We start from the raw sequence: 12,969 nt of genomic DNA on the forward strand, positions 1-12,969 counted from the left end.
GCACAGCTTTCTGTTAAAAATTCTCTCGAATGGCACGTTTTATCCGTTGGAGCAGATTTGGCATGCCGCCCACCATGTGTTCGCCATGCAATTCATAACCGGATTTCAGATCAACCCGATCAAATGCCGCATAGTGAATCAAGCCAACAAGCGTTGAAAAGGCTGGCCCCGAATGGGCGTCGGGTATTCCGCTCAAGCCCGACGGACGACCGATACGGACCGTCCGGCCCAGCGCGCCTTGCATATGTTCGGCAATACCCTTGAGTTCGGCGCCACCGCCGGTCAGAACGATCTGGTGGCTTGAAGGACCGGAAAAGCCCAGTGTTTTTAACGCCCGACCAATTTCATTCACAATCGCATCGACGCGCTGGCAAACCACGGCATTCAGCTGCGCCTTTGTAATTTTCGGGGCATGTGCACTGGCTTCATTGCCATTTTCGTCGGGTCCGACATCTAGGACTTCCTGATGGTCACGCGGACTGGTCAGGGCAGATCCGTGAAAGCATTTCAGCCGCTCGGCCTGCGCCCGCCGGATACCGAAGGCAGAGGCGATATCGTCGGTAATATCGGACGCGCCTTTTTGAATGGTTTCAAGACCGACCAGCATCCCGCCAATGAAAACCGAGACATTGGTGATGGCGGCCCCGAATTCGACCAATGCGACACCCAGCTCTCGCTCTTCAGACGTCAAACAGGCAAAACCGGTGGCAATAGGCGCAACGACAATGGATTCGACATCCAGATGGGCGGCACGCACCGTCATATCAATATTTCGGACGGGCGATTGATCGGCCAGGACAACATGAATATCGACGCCCAACCTGTCCGCATGCAAACCCACAGGGTTTGCAACACCGCCGACACCGTCGAGCGAATAGAGTGTCGGCTGAATATGAAGCGGCATTTTGCCGCCTGTGTGAATATTGGCCCGGCCCGCTTGTAAAAGCTGATCCACATCGTCCTGCGTGATACGATCCCCACCCAGCTCGATTTCGACGGGTGCAAGCAAACTGTCCAACCCGCCCGATGACATACCGACCCACACACGTTCGATATTGATGCCGGCTATCCGCTCGGCCTGTTCAACGGCATGGCGCACCGACAGTTCAGCCTGTTCGATATCGGCAATACAGCCGCGGGTAACGCCACGGCTTTCGCGCTGACCTGTACCCAAGACCAGCAATTCGCCACTATCGGTTTGCCCCGCGATAAGGGCAGACACCTTGGACGACCCGATATCAATGGCCGAAATCAATTTTTCAACGCGCGCCGCCTTCATGCCTGGGTCCCGCTATTTGTAGAATCAGGGCCGCTGGTTTCCGTCGTTACCGGCTCCGCCTTTGGCACTTTTCGAAAATAGGCACGTTCAGGATCGCGCAAGTCGAAATGGATGATATCGCGGCCAAGCAAGCGATGGATACCATCCATCCGTGCAAAATTCAGCAAAGCTTCGGCAGCGGCGCTTTCCCCTTCTGGCAAGGCAAGGGTTTCACCGCTTTTGAACTTAAGATCCCACCGTCGGTTCCCAATCCAGCTCGCACCGGAAATCTGGGCCTTAAGCGCGCTTGCTTTGTCCAGCAACGCGTTCAACGCGATGGCATGTTGGTTGGCATCGGCACCGTTCAAAATCGGCAATGTGCCTGCATCGCCCGGCTGAACATTTTCAAGCACATTGCCTCGGGCATCGATGAGCGAATATTTCCCGTCCCGTTGCCACACCGCCGCAGGTTTGCGTTCCACAATCTCCACCGCCAATGTATCCGGCAAACGGCGTGAAACCCGTGCATCTTCGATCCAGCCATATTGCAACAGATCGGCGCGCACCTTGTCAATATCGACCAAAGGCATGGCCCGATCCTTTTCCGCCAGTACCAGATCATAAACCTTTAGCTGATCGACGCGTTCCATGCCGGTGACTTCGACCCGTTGAACCTGAAAACCGGCACGGGCGGCGATTTCCGAATACTGCAGATAGGCGGCGGTTGTAATTCCCGCCCATTGTGCAGCGGCAAAGGCAAGGACCGTCAATGCAGCGATTATCAGCCAAGTAGTCGCACGCTGAATATCTTCTTCGGAAAAAGGTAAGGCACGTAACGCCCGGTCCATGACGGAAATCTGCTGCACTTTTTGACGCGGCCTCGGCGGCTGGGCATTGCGCCGTACATTTGATTTGCGGGTTTTGGTGGCCATTATGCCAACGCCTCTTTCACAATCATATCGACCAGTTGTTCATAGCTGATGCCGACATATCTGGCCTGCTCCGGCACCAGGCTCAAGGGCGTCATGCCCGGCTGGGTGTTGGTTTCAAGGACGAATATGCCGTCCAAGCCCAATTCATCGTCCCAACGAAAATCGGTACGGGATGCGCCTTTGCAGCCCAGTAACCGGTGCGCTTTCAATGCCATGTCCATCATGGTTCGGGCTGTATCTTCGGGAATTTCAGCCGGGCAGACATGTTCGGTCAAACCATCGGTATATTTGGCATCAAAATCGTAAAAGCCGCTTTTGGGTTTCAATTCTGTAACACAAAGCGCCTTGTCGCCCAAAACAGCGACAGTCAGTTCCCGGCCCTTGATAAATGGTTCGGCGAGCAATGAACCAAATTCCTGCCAAGGCCCTGTTGCGTCCCGCGAAATCGGGTTACCGTAATTGCTGTCCGTTTTGACAATAGCAACGCCGACCGAACTGCCTTCATTGACCGGTTTTAACACATAGGGCCGAGGCAAAGGGTCGCCGGAAAACAGGCTTTCGCTGTCAACAATCGTTCCTTTGGGCATGGGTATACCGGCTGGAACCAGTCGCTGCTTTGTCAGTTCCTTGTCGATTGCGATTACCGACGTCACCATCCCGCTATGGGTATATTTTATACCCATGAGGTCGAGCATTCCCTGCACGCTGCCATCCTCACCGGGAACACCATGCAATGCGTTGAACACGACATCCGGACGCAAGGCTGTCAAAACCTGCGCGACATTGCGATCCATATCGACGCGGCTGACCCTATACCCGCAATTTTCCAAGGCATCGGCCACACCATTGCCGCTCATCAACGATACGGGCCTTTCGTTCGACCATCCGCCCATAAGCACCGCTACATGTATTGACCCACTCATTTCGCCACACCCACGCGCTGAATTTCCCATTGCAGATCGATGCCCGATTTGGCCTTGACCCGGCGGCGGACTTCTTCGCCCAAGTCCTCGATATCGGCGCTGCTCGCATCGCCTGTGTTTATCAGGAAATTGGTGTGCTTTTCCGAAACCTGTGCACCGCCGATCTGCAGCCCCCTGCACCCTGCTTCATCAACCAATTGCCACGCTTTGTGCCCGTCGGGGTTTTTGAATGTCGAACCACCGGTTTTCGACCGCAATGGCTGCGATGCTTCGCGCGAGTCCGAAATCCGGTCCATCTCAGCCTGAATATCCGCAGGCTCGCCCCGCTTGCCCTTGAAGCGGGCGGCGACCACAATGGCACCTTCGGGCAATTCGGAATGGCGATAGCTGTAATGAAGGTCCGTCACAGCAAGTGTGCGAAACTGGCCGTCGCGCAGCACGATGTCGCAATCCACCAAAATATCTTTCACTTCCCCGCCATAGGCGCCGCCGTTCATGCGAACAAAACCGCCAACGGTGCCCGGAATAGATCGTAGAAATTCCATGGCTGCGATCCCGTTATCGCGGGCGGTAGACGACACAAGAATGCCCGATGCGCCAGCGCCGCAATCCAAAGTGACATCATCGGTTTTTGTGACCTTTGCAAAGGCCTTACCGAGGCGGACGACAACACCGCGGACGCCGCCATCGCGGATAATCAGATTGGACCCGAGCCCGAGCGGCATGACGTGTTCCACCGGATCAAGGTCACGCAAAAAGGCTTGAAGATCATCCAGATCTTTAGGTTCGAACAGATATTGCGCCGCACCACCGGATTTGAACCACACCAGCGGGGCCAATGGCGCATTTACCGTCAGTTTTCCGGCCACCTTTGGAAGTTCGGCTATACTCATCCGCGCGCAGCCCTGATTGCTTCGGCAAGGCCAGCCGCCCATTTTGTTATGTCACCGGCGCCCAGACAGACGACCATATCCTTGTCCTGAACAATTCCCGCCAATTTTGTGGCAAGATCGGCGGCATCGCTGATGGTCGCGGCGGAACGATGGCCGCGCGCTTTGATACCGTGGACCAATGCTTCGGAATCCACGCCCTCAATCGGCATTTCGCCGGCGGCATATACAGGGGAGATAAACACCATATCGGCATCGTTAAACGCTTGCTGGAAATCGTCCATATGGTCCCGCAGTCGAGTGAAGCGGTGCGGCTGTGCCACGGCGATCACCCTGCCCTGCGCGCCTTCACGCGCGGCAGACAATACTGCGCGAATTTCGACGGGATGATGGCCATAATCGTCAATGATGGTGACGCCATCGATTTCGCCGACTTTGGTGAAGCGCCTTTTGACGCCCCCAAATTTGTCAAAGCCATGGGCAACGGCCTCGTCGCCCATGCCCATCTCCAATCCGACGGCGATCGCGGCCAAGGCGTTTTGGACATTGTGCCGTCCGGGCATGGGCAGTTCGACACCGATAATCGACCGTTGCGACCCATCACGGGCGCGGACAACTACATCGAAGCGGTTGCCGCCGGGGAAAGGCGTTACATTTTCACCACGAATATCGGCCTGCGCGGAAAACCCATAAGTAATGATCCGCCGGTCGCGTATCTTCGGCAAAATGGCCTGCACCTCAGGGTGATCGAGGCACATGATGGCGGCACCATAAAAGGGAACATTTTCGACAAATTCGACAAAGGCTTCCTTGATGGCGTCAAAGCCGCCATAATGGTCGAGATGCTCGGGATCGATGTTGGTGACAACGGCAATTGTGCCGTCCAGCCGCAGAAAGCTACCGTCGCTTTCATCCGCCTCGACCACCATCCAGTCGCTCGCGCCTAGACGAGCGTTGGAACCATAGCTGTTGATGATGCCACCATTGATGACGGTGGGGTCAATGCCGCCATGGTCCAGCATCGCGGCGATCAGCGACGTGGTGGTCGTCTTTCCATGTGTCCCGGCCACGGCAACCGTATTTTTCAGACGCATCAGTTCGGCCAGCATTTCTGCACGGCGGACCAATGGTATGCGGCGTTCCAACGCTGCGTCGCGCTCGGGATTTCCCGCTTTGACCGCGGTCGAAGTCACGACCACGGCCGCATCGCCGAGATTGTCGGCACTATGACCGATCATAACCTTGATACCCAGTTTGCGAAGGCCGTCGATAACATAGCTGTCGGCCATATCCGACCCTTGGACCGTATAGCCCAGATTGTGCATCACTTCGGCGATGCCGGACATGCCAATGCCGCCAATACCGACAAAATGGATGGTGCCGATGTCGTTCGGGACGCCCTTCATTGCGCCATGTCCTTGGCGAGCGCGGGCGATGGCGCAAAGCCCGAAGACTTATCCGCTTTTGGCTTAATGATGTGCATGATGGGGGCTTTTCCAAAGGATTCGACCAGATCAGCCAGGTCGGAAACCGCCAGCGGTCGGCCACAGCCTTTCGCCGCTTTGGCCGCATTTTCAAGCGCACCGGGTTCCAATGCGATTTTCTGGATCTGCTTGGCCAGCTCAACGGGTGTAAAGCTGGCTTGTGCAATCGCGCGTGCGCCGCCTGCGTGCACCATTTCCTTCACATTATAGCTTTGGTGATTGTCCGTTGCGCTGGGCAGCGGAACCAATATGGCGGGGCGTCCGGCGCAGGTCAGTTCTGCAATCGTCGAGGCCCCTGCCCGCGCGATGACAAGATGCGCCCAGCCCAGCCGCTCGGGCAGGTCGGGCAGATAGGTCGCAAGCTCTGCCGGGATTTCATGCGTCGCATAAGCCTGCCGCACCGCATCAATATCTTCGGCACGGCATTGCTGGGTTACTTGCAAACGGCGGCGAAGGTTCAGCGGCAATCGCGCAAGGCCATCGGGAACGACATCCGACAAAATCGTCGCGCCCTGGCTACCGCCGGTGACGAGCACGCGGAAGATGCCGTCAGCCGACATCGGGGGATAGGGCTGATCGCGAAGGGCCAACACCTCTTCGCGCACCGGGTTACCGATCAGATGGACCTTGTCCTGATAACGGGGTGACAGGCGCAATATGTCGGGATAGGCTGTCGCAATCGCGTTGACCTGCCGTGCGGTGAAGCGGTTGACGCGGCCTAGCACAGCATTTTGTTCATGGATGATGGTGGGCACATTTTCCGCAAATGCGCCAAGTAGCGCGGGAAATGCGGGATAGCCGCCAAAGCCGATGACCGCGCTGGGTTCAAAACTGTCATACAGGCGGCGCGCCATCAATCGACCTTGGGCAATTGCCCTGACACCGGGCAGCCAACTTCCGGGATTTCTGGTAATGCGCCCTGCGGGCAAGATATGCGTTGCAATCTTGTCCGGTGCGCCGGGAATCTTCGCCCCCCGCTCATCCGTGATAAGCGCAACATGGTGGCCGCGGTGCAGCAATTCCTGCCCCAAGGCGAATGCCGGGATGAGATGACCGCCAGTACCACCGGCGGCGAGGACATAGTGCCGTGAAATGCTCATGGCGTCTGTCCCTTCACCATATAGGCCGACCGGTCAAGATACGGGTTGCGCTTCGTCAGTGCCAGTATGAGACCGCATGTTATCGACAGCGCCAAAATCGACGACCCGCCATAGCTGATAAAGGGCAAGGTCATCCCCTTGGAGGGAAACACGCCGAGGTTCACCGCCATATTAATCATCGCTTGGCCGCAAAACTGCGCCCCCAAACCAGTCACGGCAAGAACAACAAACTGATCCTTTTCATCGAGCAGCCGGATAATGATCCGTACAAGTATGGCGAAGTACAAAATGGCAATCACCATACAGGCCAGCAATCCAAATTCTTCCCCGATAACCGAAAATATATAATCGGTATGTCCCTCCGGCAGGGTATATTTTTTGGTTCCCAAACCCGGCCCCAAACCGACAAAACCGCCATTGGTCAATGTCGCCATCGCCATTTTATCGTGCGTCAAACCTTCTGTTCCAAATATCCAGGCATCGATACGCTGTGTTGCCACGGGATAGAAATTATAGGCCAAAACCAAGCCAACAACTCCGACGATGATCAACCCCCAAAGACGCGATGCAGGAACACCCGATACCATCATCAATGCAAACCAGGTGCCCGCAAACAGGATCGTCTGCCCAAGATCAGGCTGCGCCATAAGGAACAAGCAGACCAGGCCGGTGACAAAGCTGCTTATCAACCGCACGGGCAATGAAGGATCTTTTAAGCGCCAACTGATAACCCAGGCCATTGTGACTGCAAAAAAAGGCTTCAAAAATTCCGAAGGCTGAAGCCCTGCGAAACCAGCCCCGATCCATCTTTGCGACCCGTTTACCTCTCTTCCAAACAAAGGTACCAATGCCAAGGCCACGAAAAACAGGCAAAACCCAACGACCGCAAACCGCCGCGCTTGTTCGCGCGGATACATTGATATGACCAATATCAATGGCACACCTGCAAACACCCACATCAATTGGCGATAAAAGAAATAAAAGGAATTGAGCTGGGTCGTGTTCGACGACAGACGATGGGCACCGGCTGGCGAGGCTGCCGCGACCGCCAACAGACCGATAGCGATCAATACCATCATAAGAGACAGCAAAACGCGATCCAGTTCCCAAAACCAAACACCCAAGGGTGAACGGTCGCCGCGTCCTAACCGGTTGGCAAATCCGATCTTGCCGGTTTTTGCAGCCAACACCCAAGGAACTTCGCCGCGATCACCTTTCATAAAGCCTCGACAATCGCCTTGAACGCATCACCGCGCGCTTCAAAGTCTTTGAACTGATCGAAAGACGCGCAAGCAGGTGATAACATGATAACATCGCCTGGCAGCGCTTGCGCCGCAGCAGAATGAACCGCAGCGCCCATCATTTCGCTGCTTTCGACCGGCACATAGGGTGACAATAATTTTGTAAACATCGGTCCCGCTTCACCAATGGTGTAGGCTTTGACCACATGACCGAAATTCGGGATACATTCATCGAGATTATCGCTTTTGGCCAAGCCACCTACAATCCAGTGCACGCGCGGATAGGCGGCCAATGCAGGTGCCGTTGAGGCCGCATTTGTTGCCTTGCTGTCATTGACGAACAGAACACCGTTTCGTTCTTTCACAACCTCCATGCGGTGCGCCAGTCCTTTGAAACTCCGCAATGCAGGACGCCATTGCGCTTCGGTCAAGCCAAGCGATTCGACCAGAGCGACCGCGACCGCGATATTCTGCAAGTTATGCGGACCCTGCAAGGACGGCCATTCCAATTGCCCATCGAGTTTTTCAGGGTCCGCCAAATGGACGAAGTCTGTGCCTCGACGTTCAAGTACTTCGCTATAAATTCGGGCCGTATCTTCGTCGCCCTTACCAAAAACCGAATGCTGTTTCGCGGTCTGCATGTCAAACAGCCGGGCCTTGGACCGAAAATAGGCTTCACATCCGTCATATCGGTCCAGATGGTCCGGCGACAGATTTATAAGCGCCGCAGCGTCGCATGCCAGACTTTTGGTGAGATCGATCTGGTAACTCGACAGCTCAAGGACATAGACCCCACCCGCAGGTAGTGGCACCTGTGACAAGATTGGCAACCCGATATTGCCCCCCATTCGCGCCGGAAGCGCTGCGCTTTTCAAAAGATGATGAACCAGTGCCGTCGTTGTGGATTTACCATTTGTTCCGGTAATACCGACCACACGGTGCGGCGGCAAATCCGCCCTTGCCATAGAGAATAGCTCTATGTCCCCAATCAATGGGATGCCCTGCGCCCTTGCCTTTTCGGCAATGGGGTGGCGATTTATCGGAACGCCCGGGGACACGACGATAGCGGCATAGCCAGACAGGTCGGTACCCAACGGATCGGCAATCGTAGCAATATCGGCCACTTTGGCGCGCGCGCCTTCATCATTGTCCCACGCCAAAATGTCGGCCCCGCCTGCGACAAGCGAACGCGCCGCTGCAAGGCCCGAGCGCGCGAGGCCCAAAAGAGCAAATTTGCGGTTTTTAAAGGCCGAACTGGTAATCATCTGAGCTTGAGGGTTGATAGACCCGCAAGCGCCAGAACGAAAGCCACAATCCAGAAACGGATGACAACGGTTGGCTCTGACCAGCCAAGCTGTTCGAAATGGTGATGGATCGGCGCCATTCGGAAAATACGTTTGCCGGTGCGCTTGAACCAGAACACCTGGATGATGACCGACAAAGCCTCCACGACGAAAAGGCCCCCGATGATAGCCAGCACAAATTCATGATGTGCGACTACGGCAATCGCCCCAAGCGTGCCGCCAAGTGCGAGGCTTCCGGTGTCGCCCATGAACACCGCCGCTGGTGGGGCGTTGAACCACAGAAATGCCAAGCCCGCGCCAACAATCGCGCCGCACAGCATCGCCAGATCGCCTGCCCCAAGGTAAAAGGGAATGCCAAGATAGGCGGCATATTTGGCGTTACCGACCATATAAACAATCAACATGAAGGCGATGGAGGCGATAATGACTGGCATCGTGGCCAAACCATCAAGGCCATCAGTGAGGTTAACCGCATTGCCAAAGGCTACAATAACAAAGGCTCCGAAGGGCACATACCACCAGCCCAGATCGAGCACCGGACCATTTACAAAGGGTAGATACAACATACCGCCCGACTGCCAGACGATTAAAGACACCGCCACACCCGCGATAGCAAATTCAAAAAGCAGACGGACTTTGCCCGAAACGCCTTTATGGCTGCGCTTTTTGACCTTGTCATAATCGTCCATGAACCCGACAATACCAAAACCTGTCATGACCAATAGGCACGCCCACACATAGATGTTTTCAAGATTCATCCACAAAAGCATCGAGGTTGATATCGCAATCAGGATCATGAGGCCGCCCATCGTGGGCGTTCCTACTTTGGCCAGATGCGTTTGTGGGCCATCGCTGCGGATGGGCTGCCCCTTACCCTGACGGACACGCAACATTCCGATGAATTTCGGTCCAATAAGCAGGCCGATCACCAGCGCTGTTGCCACAGTGGCACCTGAACGGAAGCTCAAATAACGCAGCAAGTTGAAAATACCGGGAAACCCTAGATATTCTGCCAATAAATAGAGCATCAGTTTTTCCCACCCACCAATTCACTGACAATCGCCGAAAGCCCCATGCTGTTGGAGCCTTTGACCAAAATTGTATCGGATTCACGCATATTGCTCTTGAGAAGTTCCAGAGCATCGTTTGCAGTGGCGCAATGCGCGAATTCGTGCAGCCCCTCAACCCCCGCTTTCAACCGCTCGGCAAGAATTTGCATCTCTTCACCGACTAAAATTGTAAAATCTACTTTTGCCGATGCCAAAGGTCCGACCAGGTCGAGATGGTAATCGCGGCTTTTGTCGCCCAATTCCCTCATTGCGCCCAACACCGCAATTTTGCGACCTGCTACCTTTCCGAGTTCGGCCAAAGTCGCGGCCATTGATGCCGGATTTGCGTTATAGCTTTCATCAATGAGCAATGCAGTGCCGTGTTGCACCATGATAGGGTGGCGTGCGCCGCGTCCTGCCAGTCCGCCCATTTCGGCCAACGCCAGACCAGCCGCTGCAATATCTCCACCAACTGCTTCGACGGCGGCCAATACGGCAAGGGAATTGGAAATCCAATGCTCACCGGATTGCGAAAGGCCATAGCATAGCGCGCCATCGGGCAAGCGCGCCGTTATTAAAGTTTCACCATTTTTGCCTTCCACATGGTCGAGCAAGCGGACATCGGCTTCTGAAGCAAAGCCGAAACTTACAACATGGCTGGCATGAAGGTCCGCCGCTTTCCGCAACCGCAAATAATGCCGATTGTCACGCGGTATGATAGCAGTGCCATTTGCGAGCAAACCCTCAAATATCTCCGCCTTGGCGTCGGCTATTCCGCTTTCGTCTTTGAAAAACTCGATATGCGCGGGCGCGATGGTCGTGATGATCGCGGCATGCGGGCGAACAAGTGCGGTAAGCTGCCGAAGCTCGCCTGCGTGGTTCATTCCCATTTCGAAGATACCGAACACCGTATCGCGTGGCATACGCGCAAGACTAAGCGGGACACCGACATGATTGTTATAACTTTTGACCGAGCGATGCGCCTTGCCGCGCGACGAGCGATCAAGCGCAGCAAACAGCGCCTCTTTGGTTCCGGTTTTACCGGCGGACCCGGTTACACCAATCACCTGGCCGCCCATGCGCGCGCGCGACGCATGGGCCAAAGCGTTCAGCGCATCAAATGTATCGTCCACAAGTATATGGGGGAAATTGACAGGCGCGCTGACTATTGCACCGGCAGCCCCGTTGGCAAATGCCTTGTCGACAAACAGGTGACCGTCCGTAGCCTCGCCTTTTAAGGCAAAAAATAAATCGCCAGCCCCGATTTCACGGGAATCAAAGGCAACGCCATTGGCATCAAATGCACCGGACGCTTGCCCTCCTAATGCCGCCATCAATTCTGAATGGGTCCAAAGTGGGCTCATGCCGCACACTCCCGCGCCACTTCGACATCGTCGAACGGTAAAATACGGTCCATTATGATCTGGCCCTGTTCATGCCCTTTGCCGGCAATAAGGACGATGTCATCGGGCTCGGCATGTTCGATAGCAAAAGCAATCGCATAGCGGCGGTCGCCAATGTCATGTGCTCCGGGGGCACCCGCCATGATGTCGGCACGTATTAGGCTTGGGTCTTCACTTCGCGGATTATCGTCGGTGACGATGGTGATATCGGAATCGGCAACGGCGATAGCGCCCATTTCGGGTCGCTTGCCCTTGTCTCGGTCCCCGCCTGCACCAAAAACGGTGATAAGCTTGCCCTTGGTATGCGGGCGCAGGGCGGCAATGGCGGCTTTCAACCCGTCTGGCGTATGGGCATAATCGACATAAACGGGCGCGCCGCTTTTGGTTATTACAGCCCGCTCAAGGCGACCGCGCACCGGTTGCAGGCGCGCGATATGTGCAAGCACATCATCCACATTGCCGCCACTGGCCATCACAATTCCCGCAGCGACCAACACATTGGCGGCTTGATAAGCCCCGATAAGCGGCAGCTTGACCTTCGTCACATCGCCCTGAATTCTCAGTTCGAGCGTTTGCCCCAATTGCGTGGGCAGACGCGACAACATCTGTATGTCCCGGCCATTTTCGCCAACGGTAATCAGCCGGATTTCCCGCTTCTTTACCCGCGCGATCACCTTGTCGGACCATGCGTCATCTGCCCAGATCACCGCAGTTCCATTTGCATCAACGACGTCATCAAACAGCCTCATCTTGGCTTCGAAATAGTCGTCCATCGTGCCGTGATAATCGAGATGATCCCGGCTCAAATTGGTAAATGCAGCGACCGATACCGGCACACCTTCACTGCGATATTGCGACAGGCCATGGCTGGACGCTTCGAAGATTGTGTGGGTCACACCTTCGCGCGACAGGCCCGCCATATTCGACAGAAAGGTCACAATATCCGGGGTAGTCAGCCCGGTCTTCGCTTGATCGGAAGCCGTAGTGATTCCTAGCGTTCCGATGGACGCGGCGTGATGTCCGTCCATCCGCCACAATTGCCGCGTCAGCTCGGCAGTGGAAGTCTTACCATTTGTGCCCGTCACCGCGGCGATATTTTGCGGGAAAGGCCGGAAATATTTCGCTGCCAGTTGCGCGAATAGGCGCCGTGGAACGGTGTCGGCTATATGGACGGCACCTGACACTTTTGCCTCAGGGCGCGCAACAATGGCGATCGCACCGGCAGCGATAGCTTCGTCGATGAAATCTTCACCGTTGAAGGCCGCGCCTTGAAATGCTCCGAATATTGTTCCCGGTGCAATTTTCCTATGGTCTATGGCAAAACCGGTGACAGTTTGTTCGGCGGCTGTACCGTCCAGATCGGTCAGCAATTGTCCCAGCCGCAT

11 protein-coding genes are annotated in these 12,969 nt (G+C 55.5%); all 11 read right to left on the reverse strand.

The window, feature by feature from the left end:
* Window positions 1-13: 13 nt before the first annotated feature.
* Genes ftsA through EUU23_RS06440 form a run of 11 tightly spaced genes read right to left on the reverse strand, consistent with a single transcriptional unit; the run spans window position 14 to window position 12,969 of the window.
* The gene (gene ftsA, locus EUU23_RS06390) at window positions 14-1,279 is read right to left on the reverse strand and encodes a cell division protein FtsA (RefSeq protein ID WP_160353207.1); all 1,266 of its coding nucleotides are present in this window, start codon (window positions 1,277-1,279) and stop codon (window positions 14-16) included.
* A complete protein-coding gene (locus EUU23_RS06395) occupies window positions 1,276-2,190 on the reverse strand; it encodes a cell division protein FtsQ/DivIB (RefSeq protein WP_160353208.1) in 915 nt (304 codons plus the stop codon). Before EUU23_RS06395 ends, ftsA begins: the two co-directional genes overlap by 4 nt.
* Window positions 2,190-3,113 carry a D-alanine--D-alanine ligase gene (locus EUU23_RS06400; RefSeq protein ID WP_160353209.1) on the reverse strand — a complete coding sequence of 308 codons (924 nt, stop codon included), beginning with the start codon at window positions 3,111-3,113 and terminating at the stop codon, window positions 2,190-2,192. Before EUU23_RS06400 ends, EUU23_RS06395 begins: the two co-directional genes overlap by 1 nt.
* Entirely contained in the window at window positions 3,110-4,006 is an 897-nt protein-coding gene (murB, locus tag EUU23_RS06405) for a UDP-N-acetylmuramate dehydrogenase (protein WP_160353210.1), read from the reverse strand. The genes EUU23_RS06400 and murB overlap by 4 nt, the downstream gene beginning before the upstream one ends.
* Entirely contained in the window at window positions 4,003-5,409 is a 1,407-nt protein-coding gene (gene murC / locus EUU23_RS06410) for a UDP-N-acetylmuramate--L-alanine ligase (RefSeq protein WP_160353211.1), read from the reverse strand. The genes murB and murC overlap by 4 nt, the downstream gene beginning before the upstream one ends.
* Entirely contained in the window at window positions 5,406-6,587 is a 1,182-nt protein-coding gene (murG, locus tag EUU23_RS06415) for an undecaprenyldiphospho-muramoylpentapeptide beta-N-acetylglucosaminyltransferase (protein ID WP_160353212.1), read from the reverse strand. The genes murC and murG overlap by 4 nt, the downstream gene beginning before the upstream one ends.
* Entirely contained in the window at window positions 6,584-7,807 is a 1,224-nt protein-coding gene (locus EUU23_RS06420; protein ID WP_160353213.1) for an FtsW/RodA/SpoVE family cell cycle protein, read from the reverse strand. Before EUU23_RS06420 ends, murG begins: the two co-directional genes overlap by 4 nt.
* Entirely contained in the window at window positions 7,804-9,093 is a 1,290-nt protein-coding gene (gene murD / locus EUU23_RS06425; RefSeq protein ID WP_160353214.1) for a UDP-N-acetylmuramoyl-L-alanine--D-glutamate ligase, read from the reverse strand. Before murD ends, EUU23_RS06420 begins: the two co-directional genes overlap by 4 nt.
* Window positions 9,090-10,160 carry a phospho-N-acetylmuramoyl-pentapeptide-transferase gene (mraY, locus tag EUU23_RS06430; RefSeq protein ID WP_160353215.1) on the reverse strand — a complete coding sequence of 357 codons (1,071 nt, stop codon included), beginning with the start codon at window positions 10,158-10,160 and terminating at the stop codon, window positions 9,090-9,092. Before mraY ends, murD begins: the two co-directional genes overlap by 4 nt.
* Complete coding sequence (locus EUU23_RS06435) at window positions 10,160-11,545, reverse strand: UDP-N-acetylmuramoyl-tripeptide--D-alanyl-D-alanine ligase (RefSeq protein WP_160353216.1); 1,386 nt, start codon at window positions 11,543-11,545, stop codon at window positions 10,160-10,162. The genes mraY and EUU23_RS06435 overlap by 1 nt, the downstream gene beginning before the upstream one ends.
* A complete protein-coding gene (locus EUU23_RS06440) occupies window positions 11,542-12,969 on the reverse strand; it encodes a UDP-N-acetylmuramoyl-L-alanyl-D-glutamate--2,6-diaminopimelate ligase (protein WP_160353217.1) in 1,428 nt (475 codons plus the stop codon). Before EUU23_RS06440 ends, EUU23_RS06435 begins: the two co-directional genes overlap by 4 nt.

This window comes from Sphingorhabdus profundilacus (genome assembly GCF_009769755.1).
GTDB lineage: Bacteria > Pseudomonadota > Alphaproteobacteria > Sphingomonadales > Sphingomonadaceae > Sphingorhabdus_B > Sphingorhabdus_B profundilacus.

Bases quoted from the DNA above. Each gene is read 5' to 3' on its own strand.
- EUU23_RS06400 (WP_160353209.1), bottom strand. From the start codon at position 3,113: ATGAGTGGGTCAATACATGTAGCGGTGCTTATGGGCGGATGGTCGAAC.
- murG (WP_160353212.1), bottom strand. From the start codon at position 6,587: ATGAGCATTTCACGGCACTATGTCCTCGCCGCCGGTGGTACTGGCGGT.
- ftsA (WP_160353207.1), bottom strand. From the start codon at position 1,279: ATGAAGGCGGCGCGCGTTGAAAAATTGATTTCGGCCATTGATATCGGG.
- EUU23_RS06435 (WP_160353216.1), bottom strand. From the start codon at position 11,545: ATGAGCCCACTTTGGACCCATTCAGAATTGATGGCGGCATTAGGAGGG.
- murB (WP_160353210.1), bottom strand. From the start codon at position 4,006: ATGAGTATAGCCGAACTTCCAAAGGTGGCCGGAAAACTGACGGTAAAT.
- mraY (WP_160353215.1), bottom strand. From the start codon at position 10,160: ATGCTCTATTTATTGGCAGAATATCTAGGGTTTCCCGGTATTTTCAAC.
- murC (WP_160353211.1), bottom strand. From the start codon at position 5,409: ATGAAGGGCGTCCCGAACGACATCGGCACCATCCATTTTGTCGGTATT.
- EUU23_RS06420 (WP_160353213.1), bottom strand. From the start codon at position 7,807: ATGAAAGGTGATCGCGGCGAAGTTCCTTGGGTGTTGGCTGCAAAAACC.
- EUU23_RS06440 (WP_160353217.1), bottom strand. From the start codon at position 12,969: ATGCGGCTGGGACAATTGCTGACCGATCTGGACGGTACAGCCGCCGAA.
- murD (WP_160353214.1), bottom strand. From the start codon at position 9,093: ATGATTACCAGTTCGGCCTTTAAAAACCGCAAATTTGCTCTTTTGGGC.
- EUU23_RS06395 (WP_160353208.1), bottom strand. From the start codon at position 2,190: ATGGCCACCAAAACCCGCAAATCAAATGTACGGCGCAATGCCCAGCCG.